Here is a 14,794-nt window from a genome sequence, read left to right on the forward strand (position 1 = left end):
TTGACTAAATTTAGTTACCCTAGCTAACTATTATGCTAAATCCACTTAACTTTCGTGCTTCGTTACTGCGCTGTGCACGTTTAATGAGCGATGAAATCAACATCATTTTACTTCCACATCAGCTAAATTATTCCTTGTGGCAGGTACTGTATGTCATACAGCTTAAGCAAGGCTGCACCTCTATCGACATTGCTGAATATCTGAATGTTTCCAAGCCTTCAATTGCAAAACGGATTCATGCCCTGATGCAACTGGAGGTTTTGGATCAGGTCGATACTGAAGACAAACGGCAAAAGAAACTGATCCTGAGCATTAAAGGCCAACAGCTTTTTGCCACATGCTCTCAAAAACTGGACCTGTTTGAACAACAGCTGCTATTGCCCTTGGATCAGGCTGCTCAAAATAGTACCTTAAGCACCCTTCATCAACTTATGCAACATCTGCAAGAGATGAAAGGGGGTCAGTCATGAGTGAACATACGCCCTTATGGAGCAAAAATTTCATTCTTGTCAGTGCCATTAACTTTCAGCTGGTCCTGACCTTTTATCTTCTGGTGGTGGTCATTGTCGGTTATGCCGTTGCTGAACTGGGAGCAACCACGGCTCAGGCAGGTCTGGTTTCAGGTTTGTTCATTGTCGGCACCCTTATTGGCCGTTTGCTTGTCGGTCAGTTTCTGCAACGTTTTGGCCAAAAGACCACCATGATTGTGGGTTTAATCGGATTTCTGATTTTTTCAGGATTCTATTTTATTCCCATGAATATCACTGCCTTGCTGGGAGTGCGCTTCATGCATGGGTTTATGATGGGCATGGCATCGACCGTATTGGGCACCATCATCGCACAGATTTTACCGCCGACCCGTCGTGGTGAAGGCATTGGCTACTATAGCATGAGCAGTACTCTGGGTACCGCGATTGGCCCGTTTCTGGCTATCTGGATGATGCTGCATGTCGGTTATAGTTCAATTTTTGCCTTATCGAGCCTTGTCGCAGTAAGCTGCCTGGTGGTGGCTTTGATGATTGAAGTGCCTAAGCTGCCGCAACACACCAAAACGGTTGAAACACAGGTCAATATCAAAAAACCAGGTTTCATTTCGCAGTTTATTGAAATAAAAGCCTTGCCAATTTCGATCATCATGTTGTTGACTTCAATCTGTTATTCCGGGGTTTTATCCTTTATTAACTTCTATGCCAAAGAAATTGATCTGGTTGAAACAGCTTCTTTCTTCTTCTTGATGTATGCGATTGCGATTTTATTTTCGCGTCCATTTACTGGTCCATTGATGGATCGTAAAAGTGAAAATATCATTATGTATCCCGCATTTATTATTATGGCATTGGCCTTGTATCTGCTCAGTCAGGCACATAGCCCGATGACCTTGTTGCTTTGTGCAGGCTTGCTGGGATTGGGTTATGGCAACATTCAGTCGGTTTGCCAGACTATTGCGGTGAAAAGTACCACACTGAACCGGATGGGCTTTGCCACCTCGACCTTCTTCATCTTCCTCGATGCAGGTCTTGGTTTTGGTCCCTACTTTATTGGTATGGCACTGGATTATATCGGTTATGCTCAGCTGTATATGTATAGCGCGATTGCAGCTTTGATCTGTATTGGTTTCTACTATGTGCTGCATGGACATAAAGTGAAAAGCAAAGCCGTTAACGCTGCTTAATCATTTTCCAATAGCATCGGAAAAAATTAAAACCGTTGGCGAATATGTGCAAAATCCCCTTTCATAAAGGGGATTTCAAACAATTATAAATTACTTGAACACTTTGAAACGCGTTGCATCATCTATATAAGCTTTTTCTTTGGCTTCGCCTTCGACTGAACCAAAGACCAGCTGGGCACGCAGTTTCCAGGCTGCCGGAATGTTCCATTCAGCATGGACCTGTTCATCGACGATCGGGTTATAGTGCTGAAGTGAAGCGCCTAATCCATCCGTATGTAAGGCTGTCCAGGTCGCGAACTGGGCAATCGCTGTTGAGTGCTCTGCCCAGATCGGGAAATTTTCTGCATAAGACGGGAACTGCTCTTGCAGATCTTTAATCACATCCATATCTTCAAAGAATAAAACGGTGCCCACACCTGCTGCAAAGCTGTCCATTTTGGCACTGGTTTTTGCCGCACTTTCTTCATCTTTGGCATAAGACTTGAGTTTTTCTTTGACTAAATCCCAAAATTTTTCATGCTCGGCATTAAACAGAATCACCGCACGTGAAGACTGCGAGTTAAAAGATGACGGACTCTGCTTAATGGCATGCTTAATCAAATCAGTTAAATACTCGGGACTTTGCTCTACATTTTTACCCACCGCATAAATGGTACGGCGTTTATTAATTAAATCTAAAAACTGATTCGACATTCAATGAAATCCTGTGGTATTTCTTCGGGAAGATTTGGAACACCATACCCTCACTGTTAATAAAATGTGAAATATCTACTTTTATAACAATATTCAGGTCAAAGTGTTGTGGTCTTACCATATGCAATCATAATTCTAATTACTAGTACATTTTATTGATAATTAAATTTTTAATCTTTTATATAGACACACTTAAATAGCTTAAGCTGATCTTTTTACAGTTAAAATTGGCATAAAAAATCCCCCAATATTTGGAGGATTATTATCGTATTTTAAACGGGTCTAAAATTTAGCATTCAACACATTTTGCGGCACTTTATGCTTCCAGAGATCACGCAGTGTTGGTAAATAGAATTTTTCACCAATTTCAACCAGTTCTGCATCAATCAGTGCATGAATTTCATGCATGAACAGATAATCCAGTTCTACAGTGGTTAATTTATGGTTATTTTTCGCAAATTCTTTACGCTTTTGCTGCGCAGTTTTGACCAGCTGGTCGGCATAATTTTTATTTTTAAATTGAGAAATTGCATTTAAACGCAATTCAATTACGCCCCAACCACTGAGTAATAATTTGAACAATTCAAAATCTTCACTGGTCGATTCCCAGGTCATTTCATCCAGATTTTCATCGCCAGGCAGAACCGGAAGCAATAATTCCATCACACTTGGAAAAATCTTTTTAAAATTCAAAATAAATTTAACAGGATGCTCACCCGGATAATCCTTAAATTGCACCTTTTTCTGAACATCTGTTAAATAAATATCGAACATTAAAAATTTTCCTAGATAGATTACTGTTTTTCAAGGTTTTATTTTTCACCTCGCAAAACTAATGCAAAATAATTGCAAAACAGTAATAAAAAACGAAATGCATTTTAGCAATTATGACAATTTATTCAACGCTAAATTAAGCGCTATAAAGCTCACCCATTTGGTCCATCCGTTCTTATTTCGATATCTCAATAAAAAATTAAGACAACACAATGAAACCTGGGCTGTATTTTTATATTGAGCATATGTGCAAAAAGTTTAATTAAAGTAAACCCTATTTCGGCCAGCGTTTTTAGCTTTGTATAAACGTTCATCTGCTATCTCTAAAGCAGTAATGAACTGAGATTCTGCATCTATTCGAGCTGCACCAAAACTTACGGTAGCTCTAATATTGTTAATAAAAAGTTGATCTTCAATTTTTTTGCGTAAGCGTTCAACTAAAGCTAATGAAGATTTTTCATCTGAACTTTGCAGCAATATAATAAATTCTTCTCCGCCATATCTGCCGACAATATCACCTTGCCGAATATTGGATCTGCATATATCCGCAATTGTGCACAAGATTGTGTCCCCTATGGTGTGTCCCCATGTATCATTTATAATCTTAAAATGATCAACATCACACATCACCAGATAAACTTCACCATGCTGCAAGTTTTTAAACAGGTCTCCTGTTTTTTCTAAAATACCATTACGGTTATACAGCTGCGTTAAAGGATCTTTCAATCTCTGTTCGTTAATGATACTAAACCTTTCTTTTACAGCTACAGCTGAAACGACAATTGCAAACCACAGGCTGAAGAGTATATTTACTGCAATCATCATCATCCACCACTTTGTTGTGGCTAAGGTGACCAGTTGCACATTTTGAAGATATACAATGACGATTAAAGTTCTGATAACAGCATAAGCAACCAAGAGAAAGTAGCTAAAGCATAAAAGTTTTTCCAGGAGGTCTGTTCTTTTCAATAAGGCATACACTTTCGGAAGTGCCAATGCCTCTAAGCATAGAATTGCAATATTAATTGTAACTATGCGTGGCCATAACTGCTCATCGATATACTTGAAATATAAAAGAAAAGACATAGCCACTATCATAAAAAGAGAAGCTGCAACCATATTTAACCTGGAATTGGCTTTTAACAGCATTCCATGTGTGACTGCCCAAGCCCCACCTAAATAGAAAAGTGCAAACCATGGTGCAGTCAGTTTCAATTGTACATTTGTCATCAGTGTCTGTGCAGCCAATGCTACTGATGGCAAAACACAGCTCAGACCCATCCACAATAAATATTTGGGAGCTTTAAACCATACATGTGCAACAATAAAGACTGCCCCAATGAGCATTAAGCAAATCGGGTAAACTAATAAAAAATACTGGGTATCTGGCAGGTTCACGGACTGAATGACACCTAGAGTTGTGTAGTTTTTATTCTAAATTGTTTAGCTAAAATTATTCAATAAATATTTATTTTTAATAATAAAAGCTGTATTTTTTTATCATTGCTGTGCTTGAGTCGTTCGTTAATTCACTATTTTTTCTAATTGCCGGGTAGCAATGCTCAGAAGTGTCCAATAATGAAATATGTAATAATCATTAAAATTGTGACTACCAGTATAGTCTGGTTATTTACTCTTCCCTTTTTCTATATGGCTTTAAAGGGTGAAAATCCTGATCGCTTTCGTGAACATCTAACTGATTTAACTAATTTAACAGTACTAAGCCCCACTCAATTATTCGACCAGTTTCTCTTCCCTGGCACGGTCTGGATTGCAATCTTAGTATTCTTAGCCATGAACATTGGCTGGCTAATAAATAAGAAAATTCATCCATATTTTATCTATTTAGGTTCATTTTGCGGAATAATCAATTCCATATTTGCTGTTACGCTTAGCTTATGGATTGGCTTAGGTCTACTTTTAATTCCAGGCATTTGGTTTGCGAGTTACTTAGTACGCTGGCATTTAACTTCTGAATCCAAAACAACAGATGCTTTGCTGAAATAAAAAACCCCTCAATAAACAAAGTGCGGAATTGCGATTCAAATAAAAAGCCCTAGTAGAAGTGATGGGAGTTTATATAAAGATTAAGCGAATGACTTATATCAAAATAACTCTTCATTTCTTATAAGAGATATTTAGTTAATTTTAGGACTATACGGAATAACGTGTGGGCAAGCTTGTATGAATCTTATGAAAAATATACGAGTAACAACGGGGGGTAATAATGTTTACGTCTATTTTATTAGGCTCTTTTTGCTTAATAGCTTTAAGTGCCTGCGGTGGAAAAAATGATTCTTCAGCACCACAAAATGAAAAAATAACGATAAAAGAGCAAGTCTTTCAGAAGTTAGAGGATGAAGGAAAATTACCAAAATTTGAAAGAACAGATTCAATTTTAGGGATTGATAAGGACCAAAATGGCATCCGTGATGATATTGACGCTCATATTGAACAAAAATATAAAGATGAACTTGAAAAAAAAGCGGTTCAACAATTTGCAAGGAATAGTCAGCAAAAAATGGCTGTTAATTTAGAGAATGAAGTTGAATTACAAGCATCATCTCATGAAGCTGATAGAGCAACGACTTGTGTTTATAAAACATTCAAAAGTAACCCGAATATAGACGCATCCGATGTAATTGATGAAATAGGAAATATGACTACAAATACCAAAAAACGCCTACAGGCTTATTACAAATATAGTGATGCTTTAGATGGTTTTGTGTTCACGATACCACAAAGAGATTACTGTGATGAATAAGAAAATTTATTTGAGTGCCATTTCTCTTTTAATGGTTGCATCTAGCATCACTAATGCTACAGACGATATAAATGATTTGTGCAACAAGTCTGATGTAACTATAGCCTATTTCAATGGTGTTCTTACGGATGAGAAAACAGCTCGTAAGAATCTTAATGAAATAGAAGAACGCTATAGTGACCAAATGGCTATACGGAATATTCTTAAAACTTAAATTCCACTACTTATTCCGCATAGCCAATTTTAGGAATACTTAAAAATGAAGAAATTAGAAATCATTTTTTCAGTAATTTTAATCCTGGTTATTTTATATGGCATCCAATGGATGTTTCATGGTTTTCCAGCAGGAAATTAGCAATTTCCCCTCCAGTATTCATCCTGATTCGGGATGAATAATCGTTTTAATACTTTACATTAAATCAATGCCGAAATGGCGCAAAATCACAGCCCAGACAAGAAAAATAAGGATAGTCATTATGCAACAGATGGCTAGAGACAGCCAAAATCCATAACGCTGATAAAGTATCGGAAATGCTAAAAACATAGGTAAGGTTGGTACTACATACCAAAAGGTATACCAAGCATGATTGGAAATTTTCTGGGGATCCTGATTCTCAATTTTCATCCATATCAGCACAAGTACCGTGACAATAGGCAAGGCGGCAATCAACCCTCCTAGACGGTCACTACGTTTAGCAACTTCTGAAATTAGTATGACCATCCCAGCAGTTATAGCATATTTAGCAATAAGCCAAACCATATGCATTTCCTTTAGCAAATAAAAAACTTTTTATAGGTGCTTTCAATCATCTACACGCTTTATTCGACCTATAAATTGCTCAATAGACAAGAAATTTATCCTTCTTTTCCTCTATGTCCCATGCTTTGAGTGGCAAAAAGTATAGGGCAATTAGAGGAACTGTTTTTCACGCATTTATTTTGGGTTATTTCTTTCGTTATGGATAGACAATAATCATCATTCTGATCATCTATTTAAATTGCCTCAGGATCAAAAAAAAATTTAGCTGTAGACTTAAAATCATGGCTCTGGGAAGTCAACCAAGTCTCACAAAAGTGTAAGACCTTTTCATAAATTAAACAGTGATATTTTGTGCCTTGATTGGTTCCTCTATTTCTCGTAAGTTATTGGCTTTTTTTTTATTTTTCTTTCTTTTTTAACTTTCTAAAAATAATACCTAGCCGCCACCCTGCCCCAATCAAAGTGAATAATTTCATCTTTTACCTCAACCGATTAGAAATCCAAGCATATATGGCTCAAACTTATACCGATTGCACTCTAAGCCCAGTTCGATAGCTTGTGTATGTTAGGTAAATTTCTGTGGATTAAATAAAGCCTACCTTTCGTTGGGCTTCTACTTTCTGGCTATTCACTATAAATCTGTACTGACAAACACACTTTCAATAAAAGCATCTGCTTCATGATCATCCAGTACTTCAATGTTTACGTCTAAATGAATAACTTCAGCCCCCGTCTTTTCTTTAAATTCTGCAAATTTTTGGCTCAGAAACTCTTGAATTTCATCTTCAAGCTTGGTTCTTGCAATGCGATATTCTTTTAGTGCTTCTTTCACAGACACCCCCATGGGCTTTTAATTGTGCAATTAATTTAACATAAAGATGAAAAAAGCCCACCATTTGGCAAGCGTTTAAATCAAAATATCAAGCATAATCAATAGGCTTCTTTCATAAATTCTCTTTATTTCCTCCTATGGAAGAAAACAAAGAGGATGTGCACAATTATGAAAGAAGTCTAATCATCGGCAGTTAATTTCTTCCTATATTGTACGGATATCTACCCTGGAAAAAACCACAGATGAGCAATTGATGATAGCTGTTCTCGCCTTTAGATGCCTATTTCACATTAGGAGACACCATATTTTCCGGAACCACCACAGCATCGAACTGTTCCGCAGTAACCAGATTCAATTCGACCGCGACCTGTTTTAAGGTTTTGCCTTCCTTATAAGCTGTTTTTGCAACTTTCGCAGCATTTTCATAACCAATCACCGGATTTAAAGCGGTGACTAGCATGAGTGAGTTATGCAGGAAATGATCTATCTTTTCCCGGTTTGGCTCAATGCCAACGGCGCAATGATCATTGAAGCTGTTACATGCATCGCCCAACAGTTGAATCGATTGCAACAGGTTAAAGGCAATGACCGGCATAAACACATTCAGTTCAAAGTTGCCCGAAGCTCCAGCGACATTAATAGTCGTGTCATTCCCCAGCACCTGTGCCACCACCATGGTCATGGCTTCACTTTGGGTCGGATTGACCTTGCCCGGCATAATGCTTGAACCCGGCTCATTTTCAGGAATACGGATTTCGCCAAACCCACAGCGCGGACCACTTGCCAGCCAGCGAATATCATTGGCAATTTTATTTAAACTTGCTGCCAACGTTTTTAAGGCTCCAGAGGCAAATACTGCAGCGTCCCGGGCCGCCAAAGCTTCGAATTTATTCGGAGCCGTCACAAATGGCAAACCGGTTAAATTGGCCAGTTGTACTGCTGCTTTAACCGCATATTCAGGATGAGCATTTAAACCGGTTCCAACTGCTGTTCCCCCCAAAGGCAATTCATACAAACCCAGTAAGGCATAATGCAGACGTTTTAAGGCATTATCCAGTTGTGATACATAGCCACTAAATTCCTGACCCAGCGTTAAGGGCGTTGCATCCTGTAAATGGGTACGGCCAATTTTCACAATATCTGAAAATGCTTTAGATTTAGCCTCTAGAGTATCGCGTAAACGTTGTACCGCAGGAATCAGCAGTTCATTGATTTGCAGGCTTGCAGCCACATGAATGGCCGTTGGAAAAGAGTCATTGGTCGATTGCGCACGATTGACATGATCATTGGGATGAACCGGCTTTTGCGCCCCCAAAGGATTACCCAGTTTCTGGTTGGCAATATTGGCAATCACTTCATTGCAGTTCATATTACTTTGCGTACCCGAACCGGTTTGCCAAACCACCAGTGGAAACTGGCTATCCCACTTCCCGGCAATGACTTCTTCTGCAGCATTGACGATATAATGTGACAATTCATGAGGAATTTGATCTAACTCGGCATTGGTAATAGCTGCCGCTTTTTTGACTAAGCCCATCGCCCGAATCATCGGTCGGGGTAAACGTTCCTGGCCAATTTTAAAGTTTTGCAAACTGCGCTGTGTTTGCGCACCCCACATTGCTTCGCTTGGAACCTCTACCTCACCCATGGTGTCGTGTTCAATACGTGTTTGCATGCTCTACCTCATATCCCTGTCGTTTTATTCATTCAGCCAATTGATTAGTTTTGACATATTTAATGATCTTAATCAAACATCTTGTAATTGTAAATAATTATTATTTACATATACTTTTTAAGCTTCATACCTTTTTAATTTCCTTTTAGCGTTTGCTGATAAAAACGCCAGGCATCTTCAATCATTTGGGTAATGCTGCGTTTAGGTTGCCATTTTAAAATTTCATGGGCCTTGCTTGAAGTCGCCCCCACCTGATCGAGTTCAGCATAAGTATAAAACGGTGCATCTATGGTCTTGATTTCAGTCCGGGTGACTTTGGACACTTCACTGAGTAAGGCGCGGATGGACATATTTTGTCCTGCAATATTAAAAGCATTACAGGTATAAGGTTGGGTTCTTAACCACTGCAAGGTTGCGAAAATGGCATCACAACAGTCCAATACATGCAAAAAGCTGCGTTCAACGGTACGATCCAGGGTCTGGGCTTGCTGTCGCAGTTCAATATAATCACGTTTTCTCGCTGCAACCTGTAAAGCCAGTGGAATAATGTTTTTCGGCAATGGTGTAACAAACTCCCCGAGTACGGCATGTTCAAAGGCTCCGGCAATGTTGCATAATCTTAAAATGGCAATTTTCCATTCATTGTCGGTCAGTGCGGTATCGCGGATGATTTCTTCCGTCATTTGTTGAGATTTGATATAGGGATTTGGATAGGAATAATTAAATGGCGTATCTTCGGTCAGAATTAAGCTGGACTGGCCGTAGACCGCCAGACTGGATAAATGAATCAGGCTGCGAATGCCTGTACGCTGCATGGAACGCAGCAAACTCATAATACAACTGACATTATCGTTATAATATTCCAGCGGTTTCAGCGCAGATTCTTCTATCGATTTGAAACCGGCGGTATGAATGACGGCTTCTACGGAATATTGTTCAAAAACTTTGTTTAAAGCCGGCGTATTGCGGATGTCAATTTTGACAAAAGGCACATACATGCCGGAAATGTATTCAAGTCGTTCCAGAGTTTGTAAAGTTGCATTGGATAAATTGTCGACAATGATGACTTCTTGTCCATGAGCCATCAGGCTTAACGCAATATGTGAGCCTATAAAGCCTAAACCACCAGTCACTAAAATCATTGTTTAGATACTCCTTATAATAATCAGTACCTTGCAATTTATTGGTGAAATTTTGGTATTCACAACAACTTATCTACAGATATTAAAAGCAAAAAACCGACTCAAAATTCTCTTGCGTCGGCTAATCTGCAAGAGCACTATATCGCCATTTTAAAGGTTTGGAATAATGCATGTGTTACAGTTATGGCTATGAAATGTATTTTATTTACGACAAGAAATAACCACCTAATTATCTTGTAAAAGACCGAACCACCATTGTAAACAGCTGAAAGAAATAAAAATGAAAACATGGATGTACTTTTATATCGAGTACACGGTAAATAATGGGGAATTTTTTGCAAGGAACATGGTTGGGCTTTGGGACTGAAAAGTAATTTTAGGGTTTTGAGCAAGGTGTGGAGTTAAGTAGATTTAAAACTATCACATTTAGTTTTATTGTAAGCTTATCAATAGCATTTACCTTTCTAATGGTTACGTTTTGCATATTTGTATATTCAGGACCTCATACTATAAAAGATGCTCTAAACACTACTGGTAGTTATTTTGGAGCGGCTGCCACATTGGGTGCATCTTTTATTGCAGCCTATCTTTTGAATGACTGGCGAGAAGAAGTAGATTTTCAATCAGCTAAAGATTTTGCATTTCCAATATTAGAACTTTTAGTTTCAATCAGATTTGAGCTGAGATGGTTACTAGAAATACTGATCAATTTAAGACATGTAGAAAATTTCGCTTTTTGAATACCAGTTATATTAATTATGTATGCTTTAGCCCTAAAAAAGATATTTTTAAACCAGCTCCAAATATCAAACACTTAAACAAATGTAGTTTTTAAAAAAAATATAGATATTTACGAAGAATAGGAATCCCTAGAGAATCATATTGGTCAAATCAGAGTTGATATTGCCAAGATCCTCAGAAAATATGAATTATTATGATAAATTTATTTAAATTAGCAACTTATAAAAAAATAAAACATATCAGAAACCCTATCAAACTTATGAAAGCTTAGGAATAATAAAACCTGTAGATATGATTTATAACTTAAAATCAAAACTTTCTATTGAAGTTGATGTTTATACTTTCATTCAATCCAATAAAAAAATTACTCAATATAAAAACCTTGAGGAAATGATCCAAGAAACAGTAGAAATTATTAATAAAATTGAAACATTCCTTTTAGCAAATCATTTAACAATAAAAGATTAATTATAGACCTCAATTGAGAAATTTAATAACACCAATGCAGATTCTTAATCCTTACTAATCCAGTTTAAGAGTTGATGTCAATATATTTCCTATTAGACATAAGCACTACCCTGCATAATATAAAATACCAAGTTTTGGTGATATTCAAATCATAATATTCTCTATTAAATCAAACAACTATTTAATTAGTTAGATTAAATATTCTTTATTTTATTTTTAAGGCAATATTATGTTCGGTTCAAAACGCAATTTTCTCGCAATCTTAATGATTCTATCTCCTTTTGTATCTGTTTCAGCATTGGCAATGCCCATTCTCCACAATCTGGATTTTCCAACTGAATCCACAAATATAAAGACTGAAAATTCCAAAAACAGTAATAATGAATTCAAACAAACGGATGTTAAAAAATCTAAATAAGCAAGAAGAAGGCATTTCAGATTGGTGGAAATGCCTTCTTAACAGCTCACTTAAGGGCTTGTTCTTTTTCAGGATGGGCGACTAACCCATGCCGCTGTCTTTGCTATTTTGCTTTTGATATCTGTATTTGGAATATTCCAATGTTGATTCAATGTGATAAACCGCTCCAAATCAAGCTGCTCTGTTCTAAGGAAATTCAGCATTTCCGTAGACATATCCAGTTTTCGCGCTAACCATTGCCATTTTAAAATCGGCTGAAGTAATTTTAGTGAAATAAAGTGGCGCGGCGCCTTGACCTGCAGATGCTGTGCAATTATCTGAATCAATTCCGGAAAGGAAACTTGCTCTGGATTTGCCACTAGAATTTCCTGCTGATGCGTACGTGGATCTTGGGCAGCATGAATTATAGCCTCAACCAACATCGTCACCGAAACTAATGGTAACGAGTGCTGCCGCGTTCCAGGAATAGCCGTCATTTTTCCTTGTTTCACTTGCCGGATTAGATGTGCAATCGGTTGATGAGATGGAATCTCTCCGGTTGTTTCATCACCAATAACAGTGGCTGGGTGGATAACTGTCCATGGGATATTATGCTGATTGGCATGTTTAATCCAAGTGAAATGCCCTTGTATTTTAGACGCTTCATACGCCCCCAATCTGGCATAGACCTGTGGCCAATCAGTCTGCCCAATATGCTCGCGATAAATACCCGCTGCCTGTAAGTGCGCATCCAAAGTCAGCATATAGCCTGACAGATGTACTGCCCGTTCTAATTGACAATGCCTGCTGACACAGGCCAGCAATCGTTCAAGCCCATCAACATTGACTGCCTTAGCCTGCTGCATCGTTAAGTGCCATGCAAATAAGGCGCTGGTATTATAAAGATAATTGACCGTTTTGAGCTGCAGCCAGTCCTGCTTAGACAGCCCTAAGTTGGGCAGGGTAATATCGCCCTGAATGAAATTTAACTGTTGATGTATAATGCTCTGCTGTGTCAGCCATTGCTGAAGCTGTGGGGCTTGCTGATCGAGATTGCGGCATAAGGCAAATACCTGAACATTATCTCTAAGCAGGCGTGCTATGAGAAATTTACCGATAAAGCCTGTTGCGCCTACTACGAGGGCTGTCTGATTTGAAATGTGCATAAATGTGTAATCAGTCGAATTTTCATACTTAAGCTAAAGTATGGAGTACACTCTATGGTCAAGCAGTTTTTAAAAAATTAATCCTAAAGGGACTTTACACATGCTGATTGGTGAATTATCACAACAGATGAATATGAGCCGGGATACCATCCGTTTTTATGAAAAAATGCAGCTGATCCACCCTCTGGTTCGCAATAACGGCTATAAGGATTATCCTGAACAAACGCTGCAGCAGCTGCAGCTAATACAGGTTGCGAAAAATCTGGGATTTACTCTTGCTGAGATTAGGCAGATTATCCATTTGGCGAATGAAAGTGAAATTCCTGCCGAACAGTTTCAAGCAATTCTGCAGGATAAGCTCAATACAGTTCGGGAGAAGATTGAGCAATTGCAGCAGATGCAGACGATGCTGGAAAACCTGATGGAGAGAGAACCTTGCCCATTCAAAAAAGGCTGTGATGTGATTTACGATTCACTTTGATGATTGATTAAAAGATCATTTATAAAAGAACGGCTGTGTTTCACAAATCTATCGCTAAGGGCTTATTCAGCAATATAATTCTCAAATGAATAAGCCTACGCCTAAAATCTTTCGTACCTCTAACTGGCAAATGTACAATCAATCTCTGATGAATCGAGGAAATCTCTCGATCTGGTTTGATGCCAATACTCAATGGTAGGTACAAGTAAAAGATAAACACGGACAAAATCAAACCTATTCCGATGCGGGTAGGCTATTTAAGGCTGTCTTATAATTAAGTCTCTATTTCGACTCTCTTTACGAATGGTCACTTCACTGGCTCTGTTCAGAGCCTCATTAAACTGTGTCGATTAGATTGGACAGCACCAGACTACACGACCAAAAATGGATATGCTGGCTTAATTCCCTGCTCAAGATTAGCCTTACCTGTTTTAAGCTCTAGTCGCTTGATTGATGCCCAGTGCTCACATTCTTTTGCTGTATCACTGGTTACTGAGTATCGTTTGTTTTCAGAAGTGACCGAGATACGCCAACCTGCCCCACGTTGTATGGGTTTCAGAAGTTTCATTTTTCTTGTGCAGATTGGCTTTTATTCTATGGATAATACAGTAAAAGGAAATACAGGTAATTTCGTGCAGATAAAAACCAGGTTTTATGACTTTTAATTTTCATTCACCAAAATAACATATTGTTTTTAAAAAATTATTTTTAAAATAATTTTAACATCCGGTGCTGAATTCTTTAGATACCCTCTAAAATCATTGTATACTACCCTTTTCTTATGAAGTTTGGATGCTTCAATATTGGATTGGGCATTCTTCAAGTGAATTTCGATGAGTACCTTATTACTAATTACCTCCGCGCCGACCTCGATCTATGCCTGGCATGCCTTGGGTCTAGCTCAGGCCTTGCACGCTCAAAACCGGGCATTTCGCGTATTTTTTTATCAGGACGGTGTCGCTGTAGCGAATGCCTTGCAATGGGTTCCAGACGATCAGCGTAACCTGTCTGAAGAATGGCAAAAACTGGCAATTCGCTTACCGGTATGTGTGAGTGCTGCTTTGGCGCGTGGTATTAGCGATGAGGAAAATGCCAAACGACATCAAATTAGCCAACACAATCTTGCGCAAGGCTTTGAACTGGTTGGTCTGGGTGAACTTGCCGATGCAGTGCAATCCACACAACGTCTGATTCAATTCTAAGACGATATTTTTTGGTATTTGTGGCTT

Annotated in this window: 16 protein-coding genes and 1 pseudogene; 9 read left to right on the forward strand and 8 right to left on the reverse strand. The window is 38.3% G+C overall.

Translation table 11 applies throughout. From position 1 onward, the window contains the following. Positions 1–32 precede the first annotated feature (32 nt). Positions 33–470: a MarR family winged helix-turn-helix transcriptional regulator gene (locus E0H88_RS01225; RefSeq protein WP_092819655.1), complete on the forward strand. Its 438-nt coding sequence runs from the start codon at positions 33–35 to the stop codon at positions 468–470. Beyond that, positions 467–1,672 (forward strand): MFS transporter, encoded by a 1,206-nt coding sequence (locus E0H88_RS01230; RefSeq protein ID WP_131272800.1) that lies wholly within the window; start codon positions 467–469, stop codon positions 1,670–1,672. The genes E0H88_RS01225 and E0H88_RS01230 overlap by 4 nt, the downstream gene beginning before the upstream one ends. Before the next feature lie 90 nt (positions 1,673–1,762). Here E0H88_RS01230 and E0H88_RS01235 read toward each other — a convergent pair whose 3' ends face one another. From E0H88_RS01235 to E0H88_RS01245, 3 genes are all read right to left on the reverse strand, one after another. Further along, positions 1,763–2,365, reverse strand: a complete 603-nt coding sequence (locus E0H88_RS01235) for a nitroreductase family protein (protein WP_131272801.1) — start codon at positions 2,363–2,365, stop codon at positions 1,763–1,765. A gap of 282 nt (positions 2,366–2,647) precedes the next feature. Beyond that, a complete protein-coding gene (locus E0H88_RS01240) occupies positions 2,648–3,139 on the reverse strand; it encodes a hypothetical protein (protein WP_092819658.1) in 492 nt (163 codons plus the stop codon). 258 nt (positions 3,140–3,397) lie between these two features. After that, positions 3,398–4,537: a GGDEF domain-containing protein gene (locus tag E0H88_RS01245; RefSeq protein ID WP_252151959.1), complete on the reverse strand. Its 1,140-nt coding sequence runs from the start codon at positions 4,535–4,537 to the stop codon at positions 3,398–3,400. A gap of 180 nt (positions 4,538–4,717) precedes the next feature. Between E0H88_RS01245 and E0H88_RS01250 the strand changes: the two genes are divergently transcribed. From E0H88_RS01250 to E0H88_RS01260, 3 genes are all read left to right on the forward strand, one after another. Then, positions 4,718–5,146 carry a hypothetical protein gene (locus tag E0H88_RS01250; RefSeq protein ID WP_131272803.1) on the forward strand — a complete coding sequence of 143 codons (429 nt, stop codon included), beginning with the start codon at positions 4,718–4,720 and terminating at the stop codon, positions 5,144–5,146. 220 nt (positions 5,147–5,366) lie between these two features. Next, complete coding sequence (locus E0H88_RS01255; protein WP_131272804.1) at positions 5,367–5,903, forward strand: hypothetical protein; 537 nt, start codon at positions 5,367–5,369, stop codon at positions 5,901–5,903. After that, positions 5,896–6,117 (forward strand): hypothetical protein, encoded by a 222-nt coding sequence (locus E0H88_RS01260; RefSeq protein WP_180005683.1) that lies wholly within the window; start codon positions 5,896–5,898, stop codon positions 6,115–6,117. Before E0H88_RS01255 ends, E0H88_RS01260 begins: the two co-directional genes overlap by 8 nt. Positions 6,118–6,312: 195 nt before the next feature. Here the strand turns inward: E0H88_RS01260 and E0H88_RS01265 are convergent, their stop codons facing one another. The 4 genes from E0H88_RS01265 to E0H88_RS01280 form a co-directional block, all read right to left on the reverse strand. Beyond that, a complete protein-coding gene (locus E0H88_RS01265; protein ID WP_131272805.1) occupies positions 6,313–6,663 on the reverse strand; it encodes a DUF3147 family protein in 351 nt (116 codons plus the stop codon). 631 nt (positions 6,664–7,294) lie between these two features. Next, complete coding sequence (locus E0H88_RS01270; RefSeq protein WP_092819661.1) at positions 7,295–7,495, reverse strand: hypothetical protein; 201 nt, start codon at positions 7,493–7,495, stop codon at positions 7,295–7,297. Between the two features lie 280 nt (positions 7,496–7,775). After that, positions 7,776–9,170, reverse strand: a complete 1,395-nt coding sequence (gene fumC / locus E0H88_RS01275; RefSeq protein ID WP_131272806.1) for a class II fumarate hydratase — start codon at positions 9,168–9,170, stop codon at positions 7,776–7,778. A 134-nt stretch (positions 9,171–9,304) separates the two neighbouring features. Then, positions 9,305–10,312, reverse strand: a complete 1,008-nt coding sequence (locus E0H88_RS01280) for an SDR family NAD(P)-dependent oxidoreductase (protein WP_131272807.1) — start codon at positions 10,310–10,312, stop codon at positions 9,305–9,307. Between the two features lie 395 nt (positions 10,313–10,707). Here E0H88_RS01280 and E0H88_RS01285 point away from each other — a divergent pair, with 395 nt between their 5' ends. Continuing rightward, the gene (locus E0H88_RS01285) at positions 10,708–11,052 is read left to right on the forward strand and encodes a hypothetical protein (RefSeq protein ID WP_092819664.1); all 345 of its coding nucleotides are present in this window, start codon (positions 10,708–10,710) and stop codon (positions 11,050–11,052) included. Between the two features lie 955 nt (positions 11,053–12,007). Here the strand turns inward: E0H88_RS01285 and E0H88_RS01290 are convergent. Next, positions 12,008–13,084 (reverse strand): SDR family oxidoreductase, encoded by a 1,077-nt coding sequence (locus E0H88_RS01290; RefSeq protein WP_131272808.1) that lies wholly within the window; start codon positions 13,082–13,084, stop codon positions 12,008–12,010. 100 nt (positions 13,085–13,184) lie between these two features. Between E0H88_RS01290 and E0H88_RS01295 the strand changes: the two genes are divergently transcribed. The 3 genes and pseudogenes from E0H88_RS01295 to tusD all read left to right on the forward strand — a co-directional run bounded on the left by E0H88_RS01295 (position 13,185) and on the right by tusD (position 14,767). Then, the gene (locus E0H88_RS01295; protein WP_092819668.1) at positions 13,185–13,565 is read left to right on the forward strand and encodes a MerR family transcriptional regulator; all 381 of its coding nucleotides are present in this window, start codon (positions 13,185–13,187) and stop codon (positions 13,563–13,565) included. An 85-nt stretch (positions 13,566–13,650) separates the two neighbouring features. Next, positions 13,651–13,945 (forward strand): annotated as a pseudogene (locus tag E0H88_RS01300) (transposase); the annotation flags it as partial. A gap of 453 nt (positions 13,946–14,398) precedes the next feature. After that, positions 14,399–14,767, forward strand: a complete 369-nt coding sequence (tusD, locus tag E0H88_RS01310) for a sulfurtransferase complex subunit TusD (protein WP_131272809.1) — start codon at positions 14,399–14,401, stop codon at positions 14,765–14,767. The last annotated feature ends 27 nt before the right edge of the window (positions 14,768–14,794 follow it).

Source organism: Acinetobacter sp. ANC 4216 (assembly GCF_004331195.1).
GTDB classification, from domain to species: domain Bacteria; phylum Pseudomonadota; class Gammaproteobacteria; order Pseudomonadales; family Moraxellaceae; genus Acinetobacter; species Acinetobacter kookii.